This is a genomic window from Kosakonia oryzae (genome assembly GCF_001658025.2).
In the GTDB taxonomy this organism is placed as follows: domain Bacteria; phylum Pseudomonadota; class Gammaproteobacteria; order Enterobacterales; family Enterobacteriaceae; genus Kosakonia; species Kosakonia oryzae.
In genome coordinates this window covers 1,166,947-1,193,250 of sequence record NZ_CP014007.2, presented here as the reverse complement: position 1 = coordinate 1,193,250, position 26,304 = coordinate 1,166,947, and the positions used below count along the sequence as shown (strand labels likewise).

The window sequence follows — 26,304 nt, the reverse complement described above, 5'->3', positions numbered from 1 at the left end:
GGGGGTCGTCTCAACCGGGTTAACACCACAATAACGAGAAGACAGAGGTTGTTATGGATTTTGCACAAATTGCCCGCGCGCTGCTGCCGCTGCTGGGCGGTAAGGATAATATCGCCAGCGCCGCGCACTGCGCCACGCGCCTGCGCTTAGTGCTGGTGGAAGACGCAAAAGCCGATACCGCGGCAATCGGCAAAATTGACGGTGTGAAAGGCTGTTTTCGTAACGCCGGGCAGTTGCAGATTATTTTCGGTACCGGCGTGGTGAATAAAGTCTACGCGGCGTTTATCGCCGAGGCCGGAATCAACGAATCGAGCAAGTCAGAAGCCGCCGATATCGCCGCGCGCAAGCTCAATCCGTTCCAGCGCATTGCCCGCCTGCTGTCGAACATTTTCGTGCCGATTATCCCGGCGATTGTTGCCTCCGGCTTGCTGATGGGGCTGCTGGGAATGGTGAAAACTTACGGCTGGGTGAACCCGGATAACGCCCTGTACATCATGCTCGACATGTTCAGTTCGGCGGCGTTTATCATCCTGCCAATCCTGATTGGCTTTACCGCCGCCCGCGAGTTTGGCGGTAACCCCTATCTTGGCGCGACGCTGGGCGGCATTCTGACGCACCCGGCACTGACCAACGCCTGGGGCGTGGCGGCGGGCTTCCATACCATGAACTTTTTCGGTATCGAAGTGGCGATGATCGGCTACCAGGGAACCGTTTTCCCGGTACTGCTGGCCGTGTGGTTTATGAGCCTGCTGGAGAAGCAACTGCGCCGGGTGATCCCGGATGCGCTGGATCTGATCCTGACGCCGTTCCTGACGGTGATTATCTCTGGTTTTATCGCCATGCTGGTTATCGGCCCGGCGGGTCGCGCACTGGGTGATGGCATCTCTTTTGTCCTCAGCACTTTGATTAGCCATGCAGGCTGGCTGGCCGGTATGTTGTTCGGCGGGCTCTATTCGGTGATTGTGATTACCGGCGTGCATCACAGTTTTCACGCGATTGAAGCCGGGCTGCTGGGCAACCCGTCGATCGGCGTCAACTTCCTGCTGCCGATCTGGGCGATGGCGAACGTCGCGCAGGGCGGTGCCTGTCTGGCGGTGTGGTTTAAAACGAAAGATGCGAAGATCAAAGCCATTACTCTGCCTTCGGCGTTCTCGGCGCTGCTCGGCATTACCGAGGCGGCGATTTTCGGTATCAACCTGCGCTTTGTAAAACCCTTTATCGCCGCGCTTATCGGCGGGGCTGCGGGCGGCGCGTGGGTGGTTTCGGTGCATGTGTATATGACAGCGGTCGGCTTAACGGGCATCCCTGGGATGGCGATTGTGCAGGCCAGCTCGCTGCTCAACTATGTTATTGGGATGGTGATTGCATTTAGCGTCGCGTTTGTTATCTCTTACCTGCTGAAATACAAAACGGACTCCGAATAATGGCTTCAATTCCCCTGCTGCCTGCCATGTTGCAGGCAGTAATGAAAGGCCAGCCGAAAGCGCTGGCCGACCCGCACTACCCCGCCTGGCATCTTGCGCCGGTGACCGGGCTGCTTAACGATCCGAACGGTTTTATCCAGTTCGCCGGGCGTTATCATCTGTTCTACCAGTGGAATGCGCTGGGGTGTCAGCACCTGCACAAATGCTGGGCGCACTGGAGTTCGGCGGATTTACTCCACTGGCAGCATGAACCGATCGCGCTGATGCCCGACGAAGAGTATGACCACAACGGGTGCTACTCCGGCAGCGCCATTGATAACAATGGCGTGCTGACGCTGTGCTACACCGGCAACGTGAAGTTTGACGATGGTTCCCGCACCGCGTGGCAGTGCCTGGCGGTACAAAACAGCGACGGCGGTTTCGACAAGCTCGGCCCGGCCATTCCGTTGCCGCACGGCTACACCGGCCATGTGCGCGACCCGAAAGTGTGGCGGCACGACGGGCAATGGTACATGGTGCTGGGCGCGCAGGATTTACAGTTGCAGGGCAAGGTGCTACTGCTGCGCTCAGAGAATTTGTGGAACTGGCAAAACCTCGGTGAAATCGCCGGTAGCGGCCTGAACGGGCTGGATGATGCGGGCTATATGTGGGAGTGCCCGGACATGTTCCCCCTTGGCGAGCACACCTTCCTGATCTGCTGCCCGCAGGGTGTCGCACGCGAGGAGAAACGCTACCTCAATACCTACCCGAGCGCCTATCTCAGCGGCACGCTGGATTACGCCCGCGCGCAGTATCAGCACGGTGAGTTTACCGAACTGGATGCCGGGTTTGAGTTTTACGCCCCGCAAACCACCCTCGCCGACGATGGCCGCCGCCTGCTGGTCGGCTGGATGGGCGTACCGGATGGCGAAGAGATGTTACAGCCAACCGTGGCGAATGGCTGGATCCACCAGATGACCTGCCTGCGTCAACTGACTGAACATAACGGTAAGCTCTATCAGCAGCCGGTGGCTGAGCTACAGGCGCTGCGCGGTGAAGAACAGCGCTATCGCGGTACGGCAGAAGCGATGCCTGCGCTGGAGGCAGAGCAACTTGAGCTGGTGCTGGAAGGCGAGGGCGGGTTAACGCTGAATTTCGCCGATACGCTGATTCTCGAATGGCGCGGCGACGAACTGCGTCTGGCCCGTCGCAGCCTGCAAACCGGCGAGTGGCTGTACCGTTACTGGCGCGGCAGCGCGCAGAAGTTGCAGATCCTTTGCGATCGCTCAAGCGTGGAGATCTTTATCAACGAGGGCGAAGGGGTGATGAGCAGCCGCTACTTCCCGACGCATCCGGCGCAATTAACCCTGCGCGGAGTCGCAGAAGTACAGGCCCACTACTGGTCGTTACGTTCTTGCATGGTAGAATAAGTGCTTGTTTCCTTAAACGATGCAAAACCGTGCGAAAAACAAAACGCGTTACCATCAGTGATATCGCTGCGCTGGCGGGGGTGTCGAAAGCCACTGCCAGCCTGGTGCTTAACGGCCGCGGCAAAGAGCTGCGCGTGGCGCAGGAGACGCGCGACCGCGTGCTGGCGATCGCCCAACAGCATCACTACCAGCCGAGCATTTATGCCCGTCTGCTGCGCGAAAACCGCAGCCACACGCTGGGGCTGGTGGTGCCGGAAATCACCAACTATGGTTTTGCCGTTTTTTCTCATGAGCTGGAAAACCTCTGCCGCGAAGCCGGTCTGCAACTGCTGATCGCCTGTACCGACGAAAATGCCAGCCAGGAGACAGTGGTGGTCAATAACCTGGTCGCGCGTCAGGTGGATGGCCTGATTGTCGCCTCCAGCATGCAGAGCGACAGCGACTATGTGAAGCTCAGCGAGCAGTTGCCGGTGGTGCTGTTTGACCGCCACATCAATGACACCCAGTTGCCGCTGGTGATCACCGATTCGCTGACGCCGACGGCGGATTTAGTCGAACGCCTGGCGCGGGCAAACCCCGATGAAATCTATTTTCTTGGCGGCCAGCCACGGCTTTCACCGACCAAAGATCGGCTTGCCGGGTTTATGCAGGGGCTGGAGCGTGCGGGCGTAACGCCGCGCCCGGAGTGGATTATTCACGGTAACTACCACCCGAGCAGCGGTTACGAGATGTTCGCCGCGCTGTGCGCCAGGCTGGGTCGCCCGCCGAAGGCGCTGTTTACCGCTGCCTGCGGGCTGCTTGAAGGGGTGCTGCGTTATATGAGCCAGCACCATTTGCTGGAGAGCGACATCCATATCGCCAGCTTTGACGACCACTACCTGTATGATTCGCTGTCGCTGCACATCGACACCGTCGAGCAGAACGTGCCGCGGCTGGCGCAGGATTGCTTCGAGATAATCACTCAAATGATTGAGGGCAATGAACCGACAATGCCGCAGCGCGTACTGCCCGCCACGTTGCGCTGGCGTCATGCCCAGTAATGGCGGCCCGGAATTCAGATACCTGGCCCGGTAACAGAACAAAAGCCCCGATAGGGCTTTTGTTTAATGAGCGGCAAGCTCATGAAAGAAAGCGGGATTTGCCTGAATTGTTGCCAGTACCTTGGCTGCCAGGCCTGTCGGGTTACGCCGTTTGGATTCCCAACTTTTAATGGTATCAACGCTGGTTCCCAGCGCTTTCGCCATCTCACTTTGTGAAACGTTGAGTTGCTCTCTAATCGCTTTTACATCAGCTATTTCATAGCGGGTGACATTTGCCGGCGCTTTATCCCCATTTTTGATGTCTACAGCCTCTTCCAGAGAGGTTTTTAGCTCGTCAAAAAAATGCATGTCACACCTCATTTTTTCAGTAATTTCGTCAGTTTTTTCAATTCACTCTTTTCCACATCAGTCAGGTTATCTTTGATGTTTTTCGGATAAGCCATAATCAAATAGATAACCTCTTTGGTCGCCAAAAAATAAATGACTCTGGCGCTACCGCTTTTCCCCTGCGAACCCGTAGCCATTCTGATTTTTCGCCGCTCACCGCTTTTCGGTATAAAGCTGACTTTTGTGCGACTAATTAAACGCCACGCCCTTTGTGGGTTGCTGCAATTTCCCGGGCGGCTGCAACGAGCCGCAACTGTTGGGCTGCGGAGCGTTTTCCATCACGCCGCGAACAAACTTCAGTTCATCGGCAAAAGCGACGTTGACGGTGCCGTTATGGGTAATGCCGGGATAGGTTTTCCACTCCACCGCATTGCCGCCAGCGCACAGCGCGGCCACTGCGGCGTATTGATGGTGCGGCGATAAGGTGTGATCGGCGAGACCGGTGGCGGCAAACAGCGGTGCCGGGAAGGCTTTGACTGGCATATCGGTTACCGGCAGCAGCGCGTTAGTGACCTGCGCAGAACCGCCGATAAATGCCGCGCTGCCGTCGAGTTTTTCGCGGCGCTCATAGCGGCCCAGTTCGCTCATACAGGCGGTTTTCGCCAATGCCAGCAGCTTCGCTCCCTTTTCTGTTACCCATTTTTCAGCGGGCGGTGCGCCATCCGGCAGCGAGCCGCCAATCAATCGTAACATCGTAAAGCGTGAGGGATCGCGATTACCCGGACGCGCATTGCCGGGTTTCACCGGCCCATCCGGAAACGTTGCCACCACGCCCGTGGCAAGGGTGGCGCGCAGTTTCAATTCCGGGGCGTAATCCGGTGCAATCAGGCTGGCGCCAAGCGACGCGCCCGATCCCTGCGACTGGCCGCTGATCACCAGGTTATTCGCGAGCTGCTGCGGCCAGGCCTGTAGCGCCGCGCGAACGCTGTCGAGCACCGAACGTCCTTCCGCTTCCCAGTTCATATAGGGATGAGGCCCCGGCCCGCCGAGCCCCTGATAATCGGTGGCGACCACCGCAAAGCCCTGCTGGAGCCACTGGTTAATATAGTGCGCATCCCGCGCTGTCGGGTTAGTCCACGACGGCGCACAGCTATCGGCAACGCCCAGCGTACCGTGCGCCCAGGCGAGAATCGGCCAGCCTCCGGCCGGTGGATTGCCTTTCGGGAACCAAAGCGCGCCGCTGACCGGCACAATTCCGGCGTTCCAGCGTTTATCGCGCGAGGTATACAGAATGCGTTGCGCCTTGCTGGCTGCGGTGATTTCCGGCTGTGCGGGCAGCGGCTCTTCGCGCAGCATTATGCCGGGGTTTGCAGGCAAAGAACCGTCCCAGATGTAGAAAGGTGAAAGCGATTGATCGCCTGCCGCAGGCCCGACGGGCAAAGCATTACTCCAGGCGCTCGCGCCATTAATCCAGACGCTGACAGCGCAGAGCGCATATTTCAAAACCTTCACATTCTTCTCCGGAAACATCGCCATACACTGCCCTCAGTAAACGAAGGTGTTACAGAGAATTCAAACCAAAAGTGTTAAGGATTTATTCAGTGCTTGAATTCTTCCGCCCTTTATTTTAGATTTATCTAAATTTAGAAAAATCTAAACAACCATGACCAAACCTGATATCCCGTTACTTCAGAAACAGGCTGAGCAGGCATCCGGATTGCTGAAAGCGATGAGCAACCCGCACCGGCTGCTGATCCTCTGCATGCTGTGCGATGCGCCGGGCACCTCTGCGGGTGAACTGAGCGCCATTACTGGCCTTAGCCCTTCAGCGACATCGCAACATCTGGCACGGATGAAAGAGGAAGGCCTGGTTGAAAGCCTGCGCCAGGCGCAGCGGGTCAACTACTTCATTAAAGGTGAAGCGGTTGGCAAAATTATCAGCACACTCAAGGGGCTCTACTGCCCGTAGGAGTAACTATGTCTTATACCCGGATCTCCGCGGCTGACGCCCGCGCACAGCAAGCGGCAGGCGCACTGCTTATCGATATTCGCCAGCCTGATGAATTTCGCCGCGAACACGTGCCCGGAGCCGTCTCACTGCCGTTGGAAGCATTGCTGAACGGTGCGCCGATTGCTACCGACTCGCCCACACAAACGGTGATTTTTCACTGTCAGTCCGGCAGACGTACGCAGGAAAATGCCGATGCGCTGATACGTGCCGCAGGACACGCGCCGGTGGCCATTCTCGAAGGCGGGCTAAATGGCTGGAAACAGGCGCATCTGCCGACGGTGGAAGATAAACACCAGCCGCGTCCGCTGATGCAGCAGGTGCAAATGGTGGCGGGCAGCCTGATCCTGCTCGGCGTGATACTCGGTTACGCAGCGCATCCGGGATTTTTCCTGCTCTCCGGTTTCGTCGGCGCAGGCCTGCTGTTCGCCGGAGTCAGCGGCTGGTGCGGCATGGCGCTGCTGCTGGCGAAAATGCCATGGAACAAAGTGTGAAAATATGTGCATTTCTCTGCCGATGAGGCAACGGCAACCGCCGTCGGTCAGCGCCACGGCAAACCGATAGTGCTGATCGTTGAAGCGGGGCGGATGCACGCGCAAGGCTTTGTTTTCTATCAGGCGGCTAACGGCGTGTGGTTGACGGAAAGCGTTTATCTGCCAATAACGGCTTGTCTGGCGTTTCTCCTCTGGGTCAAATGAGTGATATATTTCAGAGCGTCAATCCAAGGAGACGCCATGGCGGAATTTGATTCACTCGCGCAGGAACTGCTGGCGCAGGCAGAGACTGAACAACAGCGACAGCAGGAACGCGACCGGGCATTACTCGATCAGGTGCTTGAAATCTACGGACAAAAGTACGTGGCCGAGCAGTTGAAAAAGGCGGGCAAAGCGGAATGGAGCCGTGAATCGCTCAACCGTTGGATAAACGGCAAAGGCAGCGCCAAAACGCTGACCGCCGCCGAAGAGGCGCAACTGCGTGCGCTGCTCCCCTCGCCCCCCGCTCATCACCCCAACTATCGTTTCCGTTTTATCGATCTCTTTGCCGGTATTGGCGGTATTCGCAGCGGGTTTGAAGCTATCGGCGGGCAGTGCGTGTTCACCAGCGAATGGAACAAAAACGCGGTGCGCACCTATAAGGCCAACTGGTACAACGATAAGTCCACGCATATCTTTAATCAGGATATCCGCGAAGTGACGCTGAGCGGCAATCCTGCCGTCTCTGAAGCCCAGGCTTACGCCCACATCAAACAGCAGATCCCCAAGCACGACGTGCTGCTGGCGGGCTTTCCCTGCCAGCCTTTTAGCCTCGCCGGGGTGAGTAAAAAGAATGCCCTTGGTCGCGCCCACGGCTTTGAGTGCGAGGCGCAGGGAACGCTGTTTTTCGACGTTGCGCGCATTATCAAAGCCCGCCGTCCGGCAATCTTCGTGCTGGAGAACGTCAAAAACCTTAAAAGCCACGACAAAGGCAAAACCTTCAGCGTGATCATGAATACGCTGGATGAACTGGGCTATGACGTGGCCGATGCCGATGCTTCCGGCAAAGACGATCCGAAAATCATTGATGGCCGCCACTTTTTACCGCAGCACCGCGAACGCATTGTGCTGGTTGGTTTTCGCCGTGATTTACAGCTCAATGAAGGTTTTACCCTGCGCGATATCGACCGCTTTTACCCCACGCAGCGCCCGACCTTCGGCCAACTGCTCGACCCGACGGTCGACAGCAAATATGTGCTGTCGCCAAAGCTCTGGGAGTACCTCTATCGCTATGCGCAAAAACATGCAGCAAAAGGGAATGGCTTCGGTTTCGGACTGGTGGATCCCACCCATGCCGCAAGCGTGGCCCGCACGCTGTCGGCGCGCTATCACAAAGACGGTTCAGAGATCCTTGTCGATCGCGGCTGGGATAAAGCACTGGGTGAAGCTGATTTCGGCAATGCAGAGAACCAGGCGCGCCGTCCGCGTCGCCTGACGCCGCGTGAATGCGCGCGTCTGATGGGGTTTGAAAAAGTCGGCGAACAGCCGTTTCGCATCCCGGTTTCCGACACCCAGGCGTACCGCCAGTTTGGCAACTCGGTGGTAGTGCCGGTATTCGCCGCCGTGGCGAAATTACTGGAGCCGCGCATTGCGCTGGCAGTAAAAAAACGCCGCAACAACCTGTAACGCACTTCCCGGCATGTGATATGCCGGGCACTTATTAAAGTCTTATTTAAGCGTTTAAAAAGCGATTATAAAGTTACCTTTGGCCAGGCCGATATTAGCAGAGCAATCCCGACTCTCTCACGGACTATGGCCATGCTCAAAAATATACGGGTTATTACCGGCATCATTATTGCTCTTTCGGTATTTTGTCTTCTCCAGTTGGTCACCGGGGGACTTTTCTACTCTGCGGTCAATAATGACAGGCTGAACTTCCAGAACAGCGGGGTTCTTAACGCGCAGCAAGAAAACTTAGGCGACAGCGTTAACACGCTGATCAAAACGCGCGTCACCGTCACCCGCGTGGCGATTCGCTTTTTGAAAAACCAACGCGATCCGGCCTCCCTTGCCAGCATCGATAAACTCCTCACCACCGCAACCGACTCGCTCGGCAAAGCAGAAGGTTATTTTAATAACTACAAAAACACGCCGCGCGTGGCGGGCCAGGACAGCGCTTTAGCCGACGAAGTTTCGCAAAACATCAGCAAAATGCATGACGTTTTGCAGCAGTCGATCACCTTCCTGCGGGCCAATAATTACGAGGCTTACGGCAACCTGGATGCGCAACAGGCGCAGGATGATATGGACGCCAGCTATACGAAGTGGCGGGCGGAAAACAACACCTTCCTGCAAGCGGCAGCACAGCAAAACCAGAATAGCTTCACCAGTATGCAATGGACGCTGGGCGTAATTTTGCTGGTGGTAATTGCGGTAATGGTCATGATCTGGCTGGGTCTGCAACACCTTCTGCTGCGACCGCTGCACAGCATTATGGGGCATATTCGCGCCATTGCCGGGGGCGATCTGACGCAATCGATCGCTGCCGAAGGCCGCAACGAGATGAGCCAGCTGGCGACCGGCCTGCATGAGATGCAATCAGCGCTGGTGCAAACCGTCAGCGCGGTGCGTAACAGTTCTGATTCGATCTACACCGGCGCCAGCGAGATCTCCACCGGCAACAACGATCTCTCTTCCCGCACCGAGCAGCAGGCGGCTTCGCTGGAAGAGACTGCGGCCAGCATGGAACAACTCACCGCCACCGTGAAGCAGAACACCGATAACGCCCGCCAGGCATCGCTGCTGGCGAAAAATGCCTCCGATACGGCAGCTCGCGGCGGTGAAGTGGTCAGCAATGTGGTGCGGACCATGAGCGAGATTTCCGACAGCTCTCAGCAAATCGCACATATCACCAGCGTGATTGATAGTATCGCCTTCCAGACCAATATTCTGGCGCTGAACGCTGCGGTGGAAGCCGCCCGCGCAGGCGAACAGGGACGCGGCTTTGCCGTGGTGGCCGGTGAGGTGCGTACGCTGGCAAGCCGCAGCGCACAGGCAGCAAAAGAGATTAAGACGCTGATTGAAAACTCGGTGAACCGCGTAAACTCTGGCACCACGCTGGTTGCCGAAGCAGGCGATACCATGAAGGAGATCGTCAACGCGGTGACGCGCGTAACCGACATTATGGGTGAAATCGCCTCCGCTTCCGATGAGCAGAGCAAAGGGATTGAGCAGGTCAGCCTTGCGGTATCGCAGATGGACAGCGTCACGCAGCAGAACGCCTCGCTGGTGCAGGAATCGGCGGCGGCCTCAGCAGCGCTGGAAGAGCAGGCCGAGCAGTTGCGTCAGGCTGTGGCAGTGTTCCGCGTGAATGGACACAGCACGCTGCTGAGCAAAAAAGCCGGTACGCCAAAACCGTCAGCGCTTCGCCCGGCTACGCCAACGGCAGCCTCCGGGGACAGCAACTGGGAAACGTTCTGATAACTTCGCACAGGCGCGATACTTGTTATCGCGCCGCTGCGTTAATCGCGGGTTTGCACCCAGAAAGCGTGAATCAGGCCGGGAACGTAGCCCAGCAGGGTGAGCAGGATATTGATGATAAATGCCCAGCCAAAGCCTTTGCCCAGCAGCACGCCGAGCGGCGGAAGAATAATCGTCAGGACAATGCGCCAGAAACCCATGTTGCCTCCCATGCAGAAAATTTCAGGTAATTGAAATAAAAGACTTTCTCTTTAAGAATAGACACTCTGCAATGTACCGCCACTTCCACCACGCGCTTTTACCCTCTTTTACGCTGTACCCCCCACGGCCTCCAGGCTAAGGTTAGAGACACAACAAATGAGAAAGGAGGAAGGTATGTTTTCTGTCGGCGATATTGTGCAACCGCGCATTGGCGGGCCAAAACTTAAAGTGCTTGAAGTTCATCAGGATCAAATCGTTGCGGTTCCCGCCCACGACGAAACGGCAGACAAAATTACGCTGAAAGCGGAAGATGTCTCGCCGTATAAAGAAGACGGCGATTTCGGCGTCTGTTAATGCCTCAGCGGTGGGCGTTCCCCACCGCTCTGGACATTATTTTATGCAAAACATAAGCATAAATAATCACACACCATATCAGAATTAAACTCCGCAAAAACACCTTTATCAGCATAAAAAATTCTGTTGATTATTTTATCCGCATGCCGGAAGCAGAGTACGCTAAAACGCGCCCTGTATTCCTCCCGCAAAGTGCTGCATTTTTTCTCACATCAACCATAAGCTTTTGATATTGAATAAATTTAATAACCACTCCAGTTAAAATAATGAAATGGGCAGAAAACGCGCAAACGCAGAGCACTTTATCCAACAAAGAAAAGAAAATAAAAATTTATCTCTAGTTGTTAGTTTCAAACCAGATGGATACTCTATCCGCATTAATTCAGCCACTTCAAAACGCTAAAAGACCCGTTCATTCGCCTTTTCGTTGATTCTCAAGGAGCAGCACCATGTTCTCTTCGCAGTCTCGCCTGCGTCACGCCGCAGCAGACACCTTTGCGATGGTTGTCTATTGTTCGGTAGTGAACATGCTGATTGAAATATTTCTCTCCGGAATGAGCTTCGAACAGTCACTTTCATCGCGCCTGGTCGCCATCCCGGTGAACATTATTATTGCCTGGCCTTATGGTTTGTACCGCGATGCCTTTATGCGTTATGCGCGCCGTATTAGCCCTTCAGGCTGGATGAAAAATCTGGCGGATGTGCTGGCGTATGTCACCTTCCAGTCGCCGGTTTACGTGGCGATCCTCTGGTCGGTAGGTGCGGACTGGCATCAGATTGTCGCTGCGGTCAGTTCGAATATTGTGCTGTCGATGATGATGGGCGCCGTTTACGGCTACTTCCTCGATTACTGCCGCCGTCTGTTCCGGGTGAGCAGTTACCACCAGGCCAAAGCCTGATTGCGGATGGCAGGCGATGCCTGCCATCGTTTAGTGCTGTTCGCCAAATAATCCTTTTAGAAAACGTTCCAGCGCCACGCGCGAACTGAATCCGTGCGGAATGCCGTAATGCTCCTGGGAATCGCCGCCAAAATAGAGCGGGAAATTCTGGTAGTGATCGCACAACTTGATGTCCGAGGCGGGTTCCGCGAGCGACGAACTGCGTTCTTTCAGCGTGGGGTGGATCACCAGCGCCGTACGGCCCATTCGCGCTTCGCGATTCACATAAACATAATTTTCACCGCGACGATAACCATAGGTTTTTGGCGTCGCCACATCCATTGTAAATCCCACGTTTTCCAGAACGCGTGCCACTTCATCGGGTCTTAAATACATAGATTTTCCTCGTCATCTCTCTACAGCCTCGCCACCTTACATGACTAAGCATTGACCGTGATTCAGAAAATTCCACAAACTGGCGTGAAAGAGGTGATTGCCGTCAGGCCTTAAAAATTATGGTCTAAACTAAAATTCACATCAAAAACGAGGGAGGATCCTATGTTTAACAGACCGAATCGCCGTGATGTTGATGAAGGCGTCGAGGATATCAACAACGATGTCAGCCAATTAGCCGATAGTCTCGAAGAGGTACTTAAATCATGGGGCAGCGACGCCAAAGACGAAGCGGAAAGCGCACGTCGTAAAGCACAGGCGCTGTTAAAAGAGACCCGCGCACGTCTGCATGGCCGCAACCGTGTGCAACAAGCTGCGAGCGACGTTGTAAGTTGCGCAGATACCTTTGTGAAAGACAAACCCTGGTGCAGCGTTGGTGCTGCCGCCGCCATCGGTATTTTCGTCGGCGCGCTACTCAGTTTGCGTCGCTAAAATCCACGGTTTTCGCAAAAACCCCTGCCCGGTTAACCCGCGCAGGGGTTTTTATTTGCCCTCGCATCGCTGTATCCCTGTGTAAAATGTGTACAAATCACCCTTACCCATTGTGTCCATCCTTTGGGCAAAGCCTATGACAATTTCCTATATATTGTGTGGTTGCATCTTTCTATAACTACATCTAGTATTCTTCTCAGTGGCACACACACTAACTGACGCGAACCTTCGCGCCGTTCTTCTATTTTAAACGGAAATACGAATTATGCGCATTACCATTTACACTCGAAATGATTGTGTTCAGTGCCACGCCACGAAACGTGCCATGGAAAGCCGTGGCCTGGCGTTCGAAATGGTGAACGTTGACCATGTGCCCGAAGCAGCCGATGAGCTTCGCGCGATGGGCTTTCGTCAGTTACCGGTGGTTGTCGCCGGGGAAACGCGCTGGTCCGGCTTTCGCCCGGATATGATCAACCGTCTGCACAGCGCCCCCAACATGGCCAGCGCATGAGTACCCTCGTCTACTTCTCCAGCAGCTCCGAAAATACGCAGCGCTTTATTACGCGTCTTGGGCTGCCGGCAGTGCGTATTCCGCTCAATGAGCGGGAGCGCCTCCGGGTAGACGAACCTTATATCCTTGTTGTGCCCAGTTATGGCGGCGGCGGAACGGCAGGCGCGGTTCCCCGCCAGGTGATCCGCTTTTTAAACGATCCGCATAACCGGTCGTTGATTCGCGGCGTGATCGCCTCCGGTAACCGGAATTTTGGCGAAGCATACGGTCGTGCCGGCGATGTGGTGTCGCAGAAATGCGGCGTGCCGTATCTCTACCGTTTTGAGCTGATGGGTACGCAGCAGGACATCGACAATGTGCGTAAAGGAGTGAGCGAATTTTGGCAACGACAACCGCAGAGCGCGTGAAACACGAAACGCTGGATTACCATGCACTGAATGCGATGCTGAATCTTTATGATAAAGATGGCCGCATTCAGTTTGATAAAGATCGCGAGGCGGTTGACGCCTTTATGGCGAATCATGTGCGCCCCAATACCGTCACTTTCAGCAGCCAGGATGAACGGCTGAACTGGCTGATGAGCGAAGGTTATTACGATGCTACCGTGCTGGCGCGTTACGACCGTGCGTTCGTCGTCGATCTGATTGCGCACGCGCACGCCAGCGGTTTTCGTTTTCAGACCTTCCTTGGCGCATGGAAGTTTTACACCAGCTACACGCTAAAAACCTTCGACGGCAAACGCTATCTTGAGCACTTTGAAGACCGCGCCTGCCTGGTCGCGCTGACGCTGGCGCAGGGCGATGAAGCGCTGGCGCGGCAACTGGCGGAAGAGATCCTCTCTGGCCGTTTCCAGCCCGCGACGCCAACCTTCCTGAACTGCGGTAAACAGCAGCGCGGTGAACTGGTTTCCTGCTTCCTGCTGCGCATTGAAGACAATATGGAATCGATTGGCCGCGCGGTGAACTCGGCGTTGCAGCTCTCCAAACGTGGCGGCGGCGTGGCGTTTCTGCTCTCCAACCTGCGCGAAGCGGGCGCGCCAATCAAACGTATTGAAAACCAGTCTTCCGGCGTGATCCCGGTAATGAAAATGCTGGAAGATGCCTTTTCCTACGCCAACCAGCTTGGCGCGCGTCAGGGCGCGGGCGCGGTTTATCTGCATGCGCATCACCCGGACATTCTGCGTTTCCTCGATACCAAACGTGAAAACGCCGACGAGAAGATCCGCATCAAAACCCTGTCGCTGGGCGTGGTAATTCCGGATGTCACCTTCCGGCTGGCCAAAGAAAACGCGCAGATGGCGCTGTTTTCGCCCTATGATGTCGAGCGCCTGTATGGCAAACCGTTTGGCGATATAGCGATTAGCGAGCTGTATGATGAACTGCTGGCCGACGATCGCGTGCGCAAAAGCTACATTAACGCCCGCGACTTCTTCCAGACGCTGGCGGAGATCCAGTTTGAGTCCGGCTACCCGTACATCATGTTTGAAGACACGGTGAACCGCGCGAACCCGATTGCCGGGCGCATCAATATGAGCAACCTGTGCTCGGAGATTTTGCAGGTCAACAGCGCTTCGACATTTGATGAAAACCTCGATTACGCCACGACCGGCCACGATATTTCCTGCAACCTGGGTTCGCTGAATATCGCGCATACCATGGATTCGCCGGACTTCGGCCGCACGGTGGAAACCGCGATTCGCGGGCTGACGGCGGTGTCCGATATGAGCCACATCCGCTCTGTACCGTCGGTTGAGACCGGCAATGCCGCCTCGCACGCCATTGGGCTGGGCCAGATGAACCTGCACGGTTATCTGGCGCGCGAAGGCATCGCCTATGGCAGCCCGGAAGGGCTCGATTTCACCAACTTCTATTTCTACACCATCACCTGGCATGCGCTGCACACCTCGATGATGATTGCCCGCGAGCGCGGCCAGCATTTTGCCGGTTTCCCGGCGTCGCGCTACGCCAGCGGCGAATACTTCAGCCAGTACCTGGAAGGCGACTGGCAACCGAAAACGGAGAAAGTCCGTGCGCTGTTTGCCCGTTCCGGCATCACCCTCCCGACGCGCGAGATGTGGCAGCAACTGCGTGAAGATGTGATGCGTTACGGCATTTATAACCAGAATTTACAGGCGGTTCCGCCGACCGGCTCCATCTCGTACATCAACCATGCGACATCGAGTATTCACCCGATTGTGTCGAAAATTGAGATCCGCAAGGAAGGCAAAACCGGGCGCGTTTACTACCCGGCCCCGTTTATGACCAATGAAAACCTGGCGCTGTACGAAGATGCGTATGAGATTGGCCCGGAGAAGATCATTGATACCTATGCCGAAGCCACGCGCCATGTCGATCAGGGGCTGTCGCTGACGCTGTTCTTCAAAGACACCGCCACCACGCGCGATATCAACAAAGCACAGATCTACGCCTGGAAGAAAGGCATCAAGACGCTGTATTACATTCGCCTGCGCCAGCTTGCGCTGGAAGGCACTGAGATCCAGGGCTGCGTGTCCTGCGCGTTATAAGGAGAAAAGGATGAGCCAACTAACACGTATCAGCGCGGTGAACTGGAACAAAATCCAGGACGATAAAGATCTGGAAGTGTGGAACCGGCTGACCAGCAATTTCTGGCTGCCGGAAAAGGTGCCGCTGTCGAACGATATTCCCGCCTGGCAGACGTTAAGCCCGGCGGAGCAACAGCTTACCATCCGCGTTTTTACCGGCCTGACGCTGCTCGACACCATTCAGAATACCGTTGGTGCACCGGCGTTAATGAGCGACGCGCTGACACCGCATGAAGAGGCGGTGTTGTCGAACGTCAGCTTTATGGAAGCGGTGCATGCCCGCTCCTACAGTTCGATTTTTTCCACGCTATGCCAGACCAAGGATGTCGATGCCGCGTATAGCTGGAGCGAAGAAAACCCGGCGTTGCAGCGCAAGGCGCAGATCATCCTGCAACACTATCGCGCCGATGAGCCGCTGAAAAAGAAGATCGCCAGCGTTTTTCTGGAATCTTTTCTCTTCTATTCCGGTTTCTGGCTGCCGATGTACTGGTCAAGCCGCGGCAAACTGACCAACACGGCAGACCTGATTCGGCTGATCATCCGCGATGAAGCAGTACACGGTTACTACATTGGTTATAAGTACCAGAAAGGGCTGGAGAAAGTTAGCGCAGAAAAACGCGAGGAACTGAAGAATTTCGCGCTGGATCTGCTGATGGATCTCTACGATAACGAGCTGCAATACACCGAAGATGTATACGCGCAGAGCGGCTGGGCCGAAGAGGTGAAAGCGTTCCTCTGCTATAACGCCAACAAAGCGCTGATGAACCTCGGTTATGAAGCGCTCTTCCCGGCGGAAATGGCGGACGTGAACCCGGCCATTCTTGCCGCGCTTTCACCGAATGCTGACGAAAACCACGACTTTTTCTCCGGCTCCGGCTCTTCATATGTGATGGGAAAAGCCGTCGAAACCGAAGACGAAGACTGGAATTTTTAACCGCCTGTTCCTCTCCCTTTCCGGGAGAGGAATATTCCCGCCGATATTATTTTTTAAAAACCCGCTTGTGAAAAAGGTTATTGCTATTACGCGAATATCTGCGCATTTTCCCGGCATAATATTCAAACAGGCACTACACTGTAATTTCTTTGTCATTTTCACCTGAAGCGCTCCATTTCAGGTGCGATTTCGCGACGAAAACGAAAAAATTATCATCCGCCGTCAGCCCTTATCTCATGGGAAATAGAGACGATTCTGCAAACGTCAAATTCAGCAGGCCCGGCAATTGAGGGTTGTCTCAGATTCTGAGTATGTTAGGGTATAGCCAGTCAATTATTCTCATCAGGTATTATATCGACACAATAAATAACAGGAACTCTTTTATTGCATGGCAATTAAATTAGAAGTGAAGAATCTCTATAAAATATTTGGCGAGCATCCGCAGCGGGCTTTCAAATATATTGAGAAAGGATTTTCAAAAGAAGCGATTCTGGAAAAAACGGGTCTGTCGCTTGGCGTTAAAGACGCCAGTCTGGCCATTGAAGAAGGCGAGATATTTGTCATCATGGGGTTATCCGGATCGGGTAAATCCACTATGGTACGCCTTCTCAATCGCCTGATTGAACCCACCCGTGGACAGGTGCTGATTGATGGCGTGGATATCGCCAGAATATCAGACGCCGAGCTACGCGAGGTGCGCAGGAAAAAGATTGCGATGGTCTTCCAGTCGTTTGCGTTAATGCCCCATATGACGGTGCTGGATAACACCGCATTTGGTATGGAATTAGCGGGAATTGCACCGCAGGCGCGACAGGAAAAAGCGCTCGACGCCCTGCGTCAGGTCGGGCTGGAAAATTATGCGCACGCATATCCGGATGAACTCTCCGGCGGTATGCGTCAGCGTGTTGGTCTGGCGCGTGCGTTAGCGATTAATCCGGACATTCTATTAATGGATGAAGCCTTCTCGGCGCTCGATCCATTAATTCGTACGGAAATGCAGGATGAACTGGTAAAACTGCAAGCGAAACATCAGCGCACCATCGTATTTATTTCTCACGATCTGGATGAAGCTATGCGTATTGGCGACCGGATTGCCATTATGCAAAATGGCGAAGTGGTACAGGTCGGTACGCCGGATGAAATATTGAATAATCCGGCCAATGATTATGTGCGCACCTTCTTCCGCGGTGTGGATATTAGCCAGGTGTTTAGCGCGAAAGATATTGCACGTCGAACACCGGTGGGTTTGATCCGTAAAACGCCAGGTTTTGGCCCGCGCTCAGCGCTGAAATTGTTGCAGGATGAAGACCGTGAATACGGTTATGTGATTGAACGCGGCAATAAATTTGTCGGCATTGTCTCCATCGACTCCCTGAAAGCGGCGCTCAGCCAGAACGCGGGGATCGAGGCGGCGTTAATTGACTCCCCGCTTGCGGTGGAGGCGGAAACGCCGCTCAGCGAGTTGCTCTCCCATGTCGGACAGGCGCCCTGCGCCGTGCCGGTCGTCGGTGAAGAACAACAGTACGTGGGCATCATCTCGAAACGGATGCTGCTACAGGCTTTAGATCGCGAGGGGGCAAACAATGGCTGATCAAAATAACCCGTGGGATAGCGCGCCAGCAACCGATAGCGCGGCGCAGTCCGCAGATGCCTGGGGCGGCGGTTCTGCCGCGCCTGCCGACAGCGGCGGTGCCGACTGGCTGCACAGCGCGCCAGCACCCGCGCCGGAACATTTCAACATTATGGATCCGTTCCATAAAACGCTGATCCCGCTGGATAGCTGGGTAACGCAGGGGATCGACTGGGTAGTGATGCACTTCCGCCCGGTATTCCAGGGGATCCGTATCCCTATCGACTATATCCTGAGCACTTTCCAGCAACTGCTGCTTGGGATGCCCGCGCCGGTTGCGATCATCGTATTCTCGCTGATCGCCTGGCAGATGAGCAGTGCCGGAATGGGGATTGCCACGCTGGTATCGCTGATTGCCATTGGCGCGATTGGTGCCTGGTCGCAGGCGATGGTTACGCTGGCGCTGGTGCTGACCGCGCTGCTGTTCTGCGTGGTGATCGGTTTACCGCTGGGGATCTGGCTGGCGCGTAGCCCACGGGCGTCGAAAATCATTCGCCCGCTGCTGGATGCCATGCAGACCACGCCGGCGTTTGTTTACCTGGTGCCGATTGTGATGCTGTTTGGTATCGGCAACGTGCCCGGCGTGGTGGTGACGATTATCTTCGCCCTGCCGCCGGTGGTGCGTCTGACGATCCTCGGTATTAATCAGGTTCCGGCGGATTTGATTGAAGCTTCACGCTCATTTGGCGCCAGCCCGCGTCAAATGTTGTTCAAAGTACAGTTACCACTGGCCATGCCTACCATTATGGCGGGAATTAACCAGACGCTGATGCTTGCCCTCTCCATGGTAGTGATCGCCTCAATGATCGCCGTTGGCGGGCTTGGCCAGATGGTACTGCGCGGTATTGGCCGCCTCGATATGGGGCTGGCGACCGTCGGCGGCGTTGGGATTGTCATCCTCGCCATCATTCTCGACCGCCTGACGCAGGCTGTCGGCCGCGATTCCCGCAGCCGTGGAAATCGTCGCTGGTATCAAACCGGCCCGCTGGGTCTGCTGACCCGTCCATTCGCCAAATAAACCTGTTTCCCGGCGCTCAGCGCCGGGTCAACACGTCCCACCTGAACAATAAGGAACAACGATGCGACATAGCGTACTTTTTGCCACAGCGTTTGCCACCCTTGTCTCTACCAGCACATTTGCTGCAGACCTGCCCGGCAAAGGCATCACCGTACAGCCCTTCCAGAGCACCATTTCTGAAGAAACCTTCCAGACGCTGCTGGTCAGCCGCGGGCTGGAAAAACTCGGTTATACGGTGAATAAACCGAGCGAAGTGGATTACAACGTCGGTTATACCTCTCTTGCCGCTGGCGACGTCACCTTTACCGCCGTTAACTGGCAGCCGCTGCACGACGACATGTATGCCGCCGCAGGCGGTGACAGCAAGTTTTACCGCTCCGGAGTATTTGTCACCGGCGCGGCGCAGGGTTACCTGATCGATAAGAAAACCGCCGAGCAGTACCACATTAAAAGCATCGATCAGCTTAAAGATCCGAAAATCGCCAAACTGTTCGACACCAATGGCGACGGCAAAGCCGATCTGACCGGCTGCACACCCGGCTGGGGCTGTGAAGCGGTAATTAATCACCAGATCGACGCTTACGGCCTGAGCAACACCGTGGTGCATAATCAGGGCAACTATGCGGCGATGATGGCGGACACCATTACCCGTTTCAAAGAGGGTAAACCGGTGCTTTATTACACCTGGACGCCGTACTGGGTGAGCGATGTGCTGAAACCGGGTAAAGATGTGGTCTGGTTGCAGGTACCGTTCTCTTCCCTGCCGGGCAAGCAGAAAGATATCGACACCAAACTGCCGAACGGCATGAACTACGGCTTCCCGGTGAACACCATGCACATTGTCGCCAACAAAGCCTGGGCGGAGAAAAACCCGGCAGCGGCGAAATTGTTCTCGCTGATGAAGCTGCCTATCGCCGATATCAATGCGCAGAACGCGATGATGCATGACGGCAAAGCCTCCGAAGCGGATATTCAGGGTCATGTTGACGGCTGGATTAAAGCCCACCAGCAGCAGTTTGACGGCTGGGTAAAAGAAGCGCTGGCCGCGCAGAAGTAATCCTCTCCTGATAAAGCGCCATTCGGTTTATGCCGGATGGCGCTTTCGCGTATCCGGCCTGCGCGCCATATACCGCCAGCGTTGCAAATTCAGGTATCGCCCGTAAGTCGGATAAGGCTGCGCCGTCATCCGGTAATCGACGCGCCATCGGCTCTCCCCGCAACGACTGCACAGATAACAACACGCCCTCTCAAGTAATTGACTATGATAGGTTTCTGAAAAAACCATTACTGATTACGCATTCCTATGACACAAGCAAACCACGGTCTTAGCCCGGCGCTGATTGCGCTGATGTCCGTCGCCACGGGCCTTGCGGTCGCCAGCAATTACTATGCGCAACCGCTGCTCGACACCATCGCTCATGCCTTTTCGCTGTCGCCTAATCAGGCGGGCTTTATTGTTACCGCCGCCCAGCTTGGCTATGCCGCTGGCCTGCTGTTTCTGGTGCCGCTCGGCGATATGTTTGAGCGGCGCACGCTCATTGTGGTGATGACGCTGCTGTCGGCGGGCGGCATGTTGATTACCGCCAGTAGTTCGTCGCTGAGCTTCATGATCCTCGGCACCGCGCTGACCGGACTATTTTCCGTCGTCGCGCAGATCCTCGTGCCGCTGGCCGCAACATTAGCCACGCCGGATAAACGTGGCAAAGTGGTCGGTACCATCATGAGCGGGCTGCTGCTGGGGATTTTACTGGCGCGCACCGTTGCCGGATTGCTCGCCAGTCTCGGCGGCTGGCGCACGGTGTATTGGGTCGCCAGCGTGCTCATGGTGCTGATGGCGCTGGCGCTGTGGCGCGGTCTGCCGAAGCTCAAACAGGAAACGCACCTCAATTATCCGCAACTACTCGGCTCTGTGTTTACGCTGTTCGCCGGGGATAAAGTGCTGCGCACCCGCGCCCTGCTCGGCTGCCTGAGCTTCGCCAACTTCAGTATTCTCTGGACGTCAATGGCGTTCCTGCTGGCCTCGCCGCCGTTCAACTTCTCCGAAGCGGTCATCGGTTTGTTCGGCCTGGTCGGCGCGGCGGGCGCATTAGGCGCGCGCCAGGCTGGCGGTCTGGCGGATCGCGGTAAATCGCATCTCACCACCACGGGCGGTCTGCTATTGCTGCTGCTTTCCTGGCTGGCCATTTGGCTCGGTCACAGCTCGATTATCGCGCTGATTATTGGCATTATTGTGCTCGATCTCACCGTGCAGGGCGTGCATATCACCAACCAGACGGTGATTTACCGCATCAAACCGGATGCGCGTAATCGCCTGACCGCCGGGTATATGACCAGCTACTTTATTGGCGGCGCAGCAGGTTCGTTGATCTCGGCCTCCGCCTGGCAGCATGCGGGCTGGACGGGCGTCTGCGCGGCGGGCAGTACGCTGGCGCTGTTGAATCTGCTGGTCTGGTGGCGAGGATTTCACCGCCAGCAAGTGACGAAGTAAGCAAGCGCTCACATTTACATCATTCCACTAAAAACCGGGTGTTAACGAGTCCTTCAGTCTGTTAAGGTTATAGGACTTGTTTATCCCGGTTATATTAACGTGGGTGATATATAACAAACACTATGGATAGTTCAGCAATACCTCCAGACGCCGAGCCAGTGAAAGTAGCCACGCTACAGGAAGGCATCAAAGACAGTCTTCCTATCGTTTTAAGCTACATCCCCGTTGCATTTGCCTTTGGTATGAATGCCAGCAAACTCGGTTTTTCTCCTCTCGAAAGCCTCTTTTTCTCCTGCATTATCTACGCGGGCGCCAGCCAGTTCGTGATTACCACCCTGCTTGCTGCAGGCAGCACCTTGTGGGTTGCCGCGCTGACCGTCATGGCGATGGATGTTCGCCACGTGCTGTATGGCCCGTCGTTACGCAGCCGTATTCTGCAACCGCTTAAAAATCCGAAAACCGCGATCTGGGCCTTCGGCCTGACGGACGAAGTGTTTGCCGCCGCAACCGCTAAACTGGTGCGTGATAACCGTCGCTGGAGCGAAAACTGGATGATCGGCATCGCATTATTTTCCTGGCTCTCCTGGGTTGCGGGAACGGTGCTGGGTGCGTTTTCCGGTAGCGGCCTGCTGGAGGGATATCCGGCGGTTGAATCGGCGTTAGGTTTTATGCTGCCTGCCCTGTTTATGAGCTTCCTGCTGGCATCGTTCCAGCGTCGCCAGACGCCGAGCGTCACCGCCGCGCTGCTTGGCGCACTGGCCGGTTTAATGCTGTTCTCTATCCCTGCGGCGATCCTCGCCGGGATCGGTTCTGGCTGCGTTGCCGCGCTAGTGCAGGCGTTTTATCAGGGTGTTCCCGATGAGGCATGAAATTTTACTGCTCGGTCTGCTGGTGGGCGGCGTTAATTTTTTATTTCGCTACCTTCCTCTGCGCGTTCGCGTCGGGCGGCCAAATCCGACAAAACGCGGGGTCGCTGGCATCCTGTTGGACACTATCGGCATCGCCTCTATTTGTTCATTACTGGTGGTGTCATGCGTACCAGAAATTATTCATGACGGCCGCCGCCTGTTGCCAACGCTGATTGGCTTCGCGGTATTGGGCCTGAGTTTCTGGAAAACACGCAGCATTATTCTCCCCACGCTACTGAGCGCGCTTGCGTACGGAATCGCATGGAAACTGCTGACGGATGCATAGATGAGGCAAATTTATTAGCAGCAATAATACATTTACTTTATTTGTCACTGTCGTTACTATATCGACTGCAATTAATGAGGTCATACACAAATGGATAGTTCGTTTACGCCCATAGAGCAAATGCTTAAGTTTCGCGCCAGCCGCTATGAGGATTTTCCGTTTCAGGAGATTTTGCTCACCCGTCTTTGCATGCACATGCAGGGTAAGCTGCTGGAAAACCGCAACAAAATGCTGAAAGCGCAGGGTATTAACGAGACGTTGTTTATGGCATTGATCACGCTGGAGTCGCAGGAAAACCACAGCATTCAGCCGTCTGAATTGAGCAGCGCGCTGGGTTCTTCGCGTACCAATGCCACACGTATTGCCGATGAACTGGAAAAACGCGGCTGGATCGAGCGTCGCGAAAGCGATAACGATCGTCGCTGCCTGCATCTGCAACTGACCGATAAAGGTCACGAATTCCTGCGTCAGGTTCTGCCCCCGCAGCACAACTGTCTGCATCAACTGTGGTCTTCCCTGAGTGACGCGGAAAAAGACCAGCTTGAGCAGATCACACGCAAGTTACTTACGCGTCTCGACCAGATGGACGAAGACGGCGTCATTCTTGAGGCGCTGCGCTAACGCGACAAGCCGCTCGAATATCCAGGATATAAGAATATAAGGGCCAGCCTGATGCTGGCCTTTCTAACGGAAGGTCGGCTGTGCCGACATCAAAAAATAAGATCGTGGAGAAAAGCATGAGCGCAAATGCGGAGAGTCAAACCCCGCAGCAACCGGTCAAAAAGAAAGGCAAACGTAAAGGCGCCCTTCTGCTGTTGACCTTGCTCTTTGTTGTTATTGCCGTGGCATATGGAATTTATTGGTTTTTGGTACTGCGTCATTATGAAGAAACCGATGACGCTTATGTAGCAGGGAACCAGGTGCAAATCATGGCGCAGGTATCCGGCAGCGTGACGAAAGTCTGGGCTGACAATACCGATTTTGTAAAACAGGGAGATGTACTGGTTACGCTGGATGCCACCGATGCGCAGCAGGCGTTTGAAAAAGCGCAGACGGCACTGGCAAGCAGCGTTCGTCAAACCCGTCAGTCGATGATCAACAGCAAGCAGTTGCTGGCGAGCATCGAAGTGAAAAAAACCGCCCTCGCCCAGGCGCAGAGCGATTTAAACCGTCGTATTCCGCTTGGTACTGCCAATTTGATTGGTCGCGAAGAGCTGCAGCACGCCCGTGATGCCGTGACCAGTGCGCAGGCCGATCTGGACGTGGCCATTCAGCAATACAATGCCAACCAGGCGATCGTGCTTGATACGCCGCTGGAAGATCAGCCGGCCGTTAAGCAAGCCGCGACGGAAGTCCGCAATAGCTGGCTGGCGCTGCAACGTACGAAGATCGTCAGCCCAATCACCGGCTACGTTTCGCGTCGCGCGGTACAGCCTGGCGCACAAATCAGCCCAACCACCGCATTAATGGCCGTCGTTCCGGCCACCAATTTGTGGGTGGACGCAAACTTCAAAGAGACGCAGCTTGCGCATATGCGTATTGGCCAGACGGCAACTGTGGTCAGCGACATCTATGGCGATGAAGTGACCTACAACGGGAAAGTGGTCGGGCTCGATATGGGCACCGGCAGCGCGTTCTCACTGTTGCCTGCGCAAAACGCGACCGGTAACTGGATCAAAGTGGTTCAGCGTCTGCCGGTTCGTATTGAGCTGGACGCCAAACAACTTGCCGATCATCCGCTGCGTATTGGTCTCTCTACGCTGGTGAAAGTCGATACCGCCGATCGTGAAGGTCAGGTACTGGCAAGCCAGGTGCGTAGCAGCCCGGCGTATGAAAGCAACGCCCGGGAAATTAGCCTTGAGCCGGTCAACACACTGATCGAAAACATCGTGAAAGCCAACGCCGGTTAATCTGAGGTGAGTGCAATGCAACAGAAACCGCTGGAAGGCGCGCAGCTGGTCATTATGACCATTGCGCTGTCGCTTGCGACCTTCATGCAGGTGCTGGACTCCACCATCGCTAACGTGGCGATTCCCACGATCGCTGGCAACCTTGGCTCGTCGCTGAGCCAGGGGACATGGGTGATCACCTCTTTCGGGGTGGCGAATGCCATCTCGATCCCGATCACCGGCTGGCTGGCAAAGCGCGTCGGGGAAGTAAAGCTGTTCCTGTGGTCAACGGTGGCCTTCGCTATCGCCTCCTGGGCGTGCGGCGTCTCCAACAGCCTGACAATGCTGATCTTCTTCCGCGTGATCCAGGGGATTGTCGCCGGGCCGTTGATCCCGCTCTCCCAGAGTTTGTTGCTGAGCAACTATCCGCCCGCTAAACGCTCTGTCGCGCTGGCGCTGTGGTCAATGACGGTGATCGTCGCGCCGATTTGCGGGCCGATCCTCGGCGGTTATATCAGCGATAACTACCACTGGGGCTGGATCTTCTTTATCAACGTGCCGATCGGCGCGCTGGTGGTGTTGCTGACGCTGCAAAGCCTGCGCGGCCGCGAGACGCGAACCGAACAGCGACGCATTGACGGTATTGGTCTGGCGCTGTTGATTATCGGTATCGGCAGCTTGCAGGTGATGCTCGACCAGGGCAAAGAGCTGGACTGGTTTAACTCGACAGAGATCATCGTGCTGACGATTGTCGCCGTGGTGTCGATCAGCTTCCTGGTGGTCTGGGAGTTGACCGATGAAAACCCGATAGTCGATCTGTCGCTGTTTAAGTCGCGCAACTTTACCATCGGCTGCCTCTGCATCAGCCTCGCCTATATGCTCTACTTCGGCGCGATTGTGCTGCTGCCGCAGCTCTTGCAGGAAGTCTATGGCTATACGGCAACGTGGGCGGGCCTGGCCTCCGCGCCTGTCGGGGTGATTCCCGTACTGCTGTCGCCAATTATTGGCCGCTTCGCCCATAAGCTGGATATGCGCCGTCTGGTGACCTTCAGCTTTATTATGTATGCGGTGTGCTTCTATTGGCGTGCGTATACTTTCGAACCGGGAATGGACTTTGGCGCTTCCGCGTGGCCGCAGTTTATTCAGGGTTTCGCCGTGGCCTGTTTCTTTATGCCGCTCACCACCATTACGCTCTCCGGTCTGCCGCCTGAGCGACTGGCGGCGGCGTCCAGCCTGTCGAACTTCACCCGTACGCTGGCCGGTTCGATTGGGACATCGATCACCACCACGCTGTGGACTAACCGGGAATCGCTGCACCACGCGCAGCTCACCGAGTCGGTCAACCCGTACAACCCCAACGCGCAGGAGATGTATAACCAACTGCAAGGCATGGGGATGTCGCAACAGCAGGCGTCCGGCTGGATAGCGCAGCAGATCACTAACCAAGGGCTAATCATTTCCGCCAATGAGATTTTCTGGTTCTCGGCGGGCATATTCCTGATCCTGCTCAGTCTGGTGTGGTTTGCCAAACCCCCTTTCGGCGCCGGTGGCGGCGGAGGCGGCGCGCACTAATTTTTGTCGCGCCTTGTCCAGAACGC

Annotated in this window: 27 protein-coding genes and 2 pseudogenes; 24 read left to right on the top strand and 5 right to left on the bottom strand. The window is 55.6% G+C overall.

Features of this window, described 5'->3' with window-relative positions; all coding sequences use genetic code 11:
- Positions 1 to 53 precede the first annotated feature (53 nt).
- The 3 genes from AWR26_RS05815 to AWR26_RS05805 are packed head-to-tail and all read left to right on the top strand — an operon-like array spanning position 54 to position 3,873.
- Positions 54 to 1,424, top strand: coding sequence for a sucrose-specific PTS transporter subunit IIBC (locus AWR26_RS05815; protein ID WP_064564259.1), 1,371 nt, complete (start codon positions 54 to 56; stop codon positions 1,422 to 1,424).
- A complete protein-coding gene (locus AWR26_RS05810; RefSeq protein WP_064564257.1) occupies positions 1,424 to 2,833 on the top strand; it encodes a sucrose-6-phosphate hydrolase in 1,410 nt (469 codons plus the stop codon). Before AWR26_RS05815 ends, AWR26_RS05810 begins: the two co-directional genes overlap by 1 nt.
- A gap of 29 nt (positions 2,834 to 2,862) precedes the next feature.
- The gene (locus tag AWR26_RS05805) at positions 2,863 to 3,873 is read left to right on the top strand and encodes a substrate-binding domain-containing protein (protein ID WP_064564255.1); all 1,011 of its coding nucleotides are present in this window, start codon (positions 2,863 to 2,865) and stop codon (positions 3,871 to 3,873) included.
- A 63-nt stretch (positions 3,874 to 3,936) separates the two neighbouring features.
- On the opposite strand, the gene nadS is transcribed toward AWR26_RS05805, so the two are convergent.
- The 3 genes and pseudogenes from nadS to AWR26_RS05790 all read right to left on the bottom strand — a co-directional run bounded on the left by nadS (position 3,937) and on the right by AWR26_RS05790 (position 5,712).
- Positions 3,937 to 4,221, bottom strand: coding sequence for a NadS family protein (gene nadS / locus AWR26_RS05800; protein WP_064564253.1), 285 nt, complete (start codon positions 4,219 to 4,221; stop codon positions 3,937 to 3,939).
- A gap of 8 nt (positions 4,222 to 4,229) precedes the next feature.
- A pseudogene (locus AWR26_RS05795) lies at positions 4,230 to 4,418 on the bottom strand (type II toxin-antitoxin system RelE/ParE family toxin); the annotation flags it as partial.
- Positions 4,419 to 4,449: 31 nt separating this feature from the next.
- Positions 4,450 to 5,712, bottom strand: a complete 1,263-nt coding sequence (locus tag AWR26_RS05790) for a lipase family protein (RefSeq protein ID WP_064568963.1) — start codon at positions 5,710 to 5,712, stop codon at positions 4,450 to 4,452.
- A gap of 151 nt (positions 5,713 to 5,863) precedes the next feature.
- On the opposite strand from AWR26_RS05790, the gene AWR26_RS05785 reads away from it, so the two are divergent.
- From AWR26_RS05785 to tcp, 5 genes and pseudogenes are all read left to right on the top strand, one after another.
- Positions 5,864 to 6,169 (top strand): ArsR/SmtB family transcription factor, encoded by a 306-nt coding sequence (locus AWR26_RS05785; RefSeq protein WP_064564251.1) that lies wholly within the window; start codon positions 5,864 to 5,866, stop codon positions 6,167 to 6,169.
- A gap of 8 nt (positions 6,170 to 6,177) precedes the next feature.
- Entirely contained in the window at positions 6,178 to 6,702 is a 525-nt protein-coding gene (locus AWR26_RS05780) for a rhodanese family protein (RefSeq protein WP_064564249.1), read from the top strand.
- A pseudogene (locus AWR26_RS05775) lies at positions 6,703 to 6,906 on the top strand (RNA 2'-phosphotransferase); the annotation flags it as partial. It abuts the gene before it with no gap.
- 36 nt (positions 6,907 to 6,942) lie between these two features.
- Positions 6,943 to 8,367, top strand: a complete 1,425-nt coding sequence (locus AWR26_RS05770) for a DNA cytosine methyltransferase (RefSeq protein ID WP_064564245.1) — start codon at positions 6,943 to 6,945, stop codon at positions 8,365 to 8,367.
- A 132-nt stretch (positions 8,368 to 8,499) separates the two neighbouring features.
- Entirely contained in the window at positions 8,500 to 10,161 is a 1,662-nt protein-coding gene (tcp, locus tag AWR26_RS05765) for a methyl-accepting chemotaxis citrate transducer (protein WP_064564243.1), read from the top strand.
- 41 nt (positions 10,162 to 10,202) lie between these two features.
- Here the strand turns inward: tcp and AWR26_RS05760 are convergent, their stop codons facing one another.
- Positions 10,203 to 10,361, bottom strand: a complete 159-nt coding sequence (locus AWR26_RS05760) for a YqaE/Pmp3 family membrane protein (RefSeq protein WP_035890145.1) — start codon at positions 10,359 to 10,361, stop codon at positions 10,203 to 10,205.
- A 175-nt stretch (positions 10,362 to 10,536) separates the two neighbouring features.
- Between AWR26_RS05760 and AWR26_RS05755 the strand changes: the two genes are divergently transcribed.
- Together AWR26_RS05755 and alaE are read left to right on the top strand one after the other, a co-directional pair.
- A complete protein-coding gene (locus AWR26_RS05755) occupies positions 10,537 to 10,716 on the top strand; it encodes a hypothetical protein (RefSeq protein WP_064564241.1) in 180 nt (59 codons plus the stop codon).
- A gap of 449 nt (positions 10,717 to 11,165) precedes the next feature.
- The gene (alaE, locus tag AWR26_RS05750; RefSeq protein WP_007370584.1) at positions 11,166 to 11,615 is read left to right on the top strand and encodes an L-alanine exporter AlaE; all 450 of its coding nucleotides are present in this window, start codon (positions 11,166 to 11,168) and stop codon (positions 11,613 to 11,615) included.
- A gap of 30 nt (positions 11,616 to 11,645) precedes the next feature.
- Here the strand turns inward: alaE and AWR26_RS05745 are convergent, their stop codons facing one another.
- A complete protein-coding gene (locus tag AWR26_RS05745) occupies positions 11,646 to 11,990 on the bottom strand; it encodes a DUF2002 family protein (RefSeq protein ID WP_043952526.1) in 345 nt (114 codons plus the stop codon).
- A 162-nt stretch (positions 11,991 to 12,152) separates the two neighbouring features.
- Here AWR26_RS05745 and AWR26_RS05740 point away from each other — a divergent pair, with 162 nt between their 5' ends.
- The 14 genes from AWR26_RS05740 (at position 12,153) to emrB (ending at position 26,278) form a co-directional block, all read left to right on the top strand.
- Positions 12,153 to 12,479 (top strand): DUF883 domain-containing protein, encoded by a 327-nt coding sequence (locus AWR26_RS05740; RefSeq protein WP_043952525.1) that lies wholly within the window; start codon positions 12,153 to 12,155, stop codon positions 12,477 to 12,479.
- A 265-nt stretch (positions 12,480 to 12,744) separates the two neighbouring features.
- A complete protein-coding gene (gene nrdH / locus AWR26_RS05735) occupies positions 12,745 to 12,990 on the top strand; it encodes a glutaredoxin-like protein NrdH (protein WP_064564239.1) in 246 nt (81 codons plus the stop codon).
- Positions 12,987 to 13,397: a class Ib ribonucleoside-diphosphate reductase assembly flavoprotein NrdI gene (gene nrdI, locus AWR26_RS05730; protein WP_035890132.1), complete on the top strand. Its 411-nt coding sequence runs from the start codon at positions 12,987 to 12,989 to the stop codon at positions 13,395 to 13,397. The genes nrdH and nrdI overlap by 4 nt, the downstream gene beginning before the upstream one ends.
- Positions 13,370 to 15,514 (top strand): class 1b ribonucleoside-diphosphate reductase subunit alpha, encoded by a 2,145-nt coding sequence (gene nrdE / locus AWR26_RS05725; protein WP_064564237.1) that lies wholly within the window; start codon positions 13,370 to 13,372, stop codon positions 15,512 to 15,514. Before nrdI ends, nrdE begins: the two co-directional genes overlap by 28 nt.
- A 10-nt stretch (positions 15,515 to 15,524) precedes the next feature.
- The gene (gene nrdF, locus AWR26_RS05720) at positions 15,525 to 16,487 is read left to right on the top strand and encodes a class 1b ribonucleoside-diphosphate reductase subunit beta (RefSeq protein WP_064564236.1); all 963 of its coding nucleotides are present in this window, start codon (positions 15,525 to 15,527) and stop codon (positions 16,485 to 16,487) included.
- Between the two features lie 388 nt (positions 16,488 to 16,875).
- Positions 16,876 to 18,078, top strand: coding sequence for a glycine betaine/L-proline ABC transporter ATP-binding protein ProV (gene proV, locus AWR26_RS05715; RefSeq protein WP_043952522.1), 1,203 nt, complete (start codon positions 16,876 to 16,878; stop codon positions 18,076 to 18,078).
- Positions 18,071 to 19,135 carry a glycine betaine/L-proline ABC transporter permease ProW gene (gene proW / locus AWR26_RS05710; RefSeq protein WP_064564234.1) on the top strand — a complete coding sequence of 355 codons (1,065 nt, stop codon included), beginning with the start codon at positions 18,071 to 18,073 and terminating at the stop codon, positions 19,133 to 19,135. The genes proV and proW overlap by 8 nt, the downstream gene beginning before the upstream one ends.
- 61 nt (positions 19,136 to 19,196) lie before the next feature.
- On the top strand, positions 19,197 to 20,192 hold the full coding sequence (proX, locus tag AWR26_RS05705) for a glycine betaine/L-proline ABC transporter substrate-binding protein ProX (RefSeq protein WP_043952520.1): 996 nt from the start codon (positions 19,197 to 19,199) through the stop codon (positions 20,190 to 20,192).
- A 246-nt stretch (positions 20,193 to 20,438) separates the two neighbouring features.
- Entirely contained in the window at positions 20,439 to 21,623 is a 1,185-nt protein-coding gene (locus AWR26_RS05700) for an MFS transporter (RefSeq protein ID WP_064564233.1), read from the top strand.
- Between the two features lie 122 nt (positions 21,624 to 21,745).
- Positions 21,746 to 22,492 (top strand): AzlC family ABC transporter permease, encoded by a 747-nt coding sequence (locus AWR26_RS05695; protein ID WP_043952518.1) that lies wholly within the window; start codon positions 21,746 to 21,748, stop codon positions 22,490 to 22,492.
- A complete protein-coding gene (gene ygaH, locus AWR26_RS05690) occupies positions 22,482 to 22,817 on the top strand; it encodes an L-valine transporter subunit YgaH (RefSeq protein ID WP_035890139.1) in 336 nt (111 codons plus the stop codon). The genes AWR26_RS05695 and ygaH overlap by 11 nt, the downstream gene beginning before the upstream one ends.
- A gap of 90 nt (positions 22,818 to 22,907) precedes the next feature.
- Complete coding sequence (mprA, locus tag AWR26_RS05685; protein ID WP_064564230.1) at positions 22,908 to 23,438, top strand: transcriptional repressor MprA; 531 nt, start codon at positions 22,908 to 22,910, stop codon at positions 23,436 to 23,438.
- 116 nt (positions 23,439 to 23,554) lie between these two features.
- On the top strand, positions 23,555 to 24,727 hold the full coding sequence (gene emrA, locus AWR26_RS05680) for a multidrug efflux MFS transporter periplasmic adaptor subunit EmrA (protein ID WP_064564228.1): 1,173 nt from the start codon (positions 23,555 to 23,557) through the stop codon (positions 24,725 to 24,727).
- Positions 24,728 to 24,742: 15 nt separating this feature from the next.
- Positions 24,743 to 26,278 carry a multidrug efflux MFS transporter permease subunit EmrB gene (gene emrB, locus AWR26_RS05675; RefSeq protein WP_043952515.1) on the top strand — a complete coding sequence of 512 codons (1,536 nt, stop codon included), beginning with the start codon at positions 24,743 to 24,745 and terminating at the stop codon, positions 26,276 to 26,278.
- The last annotated feature ends 26 nt before the right edge of the window (positions 26,279 to 26,304 follow it).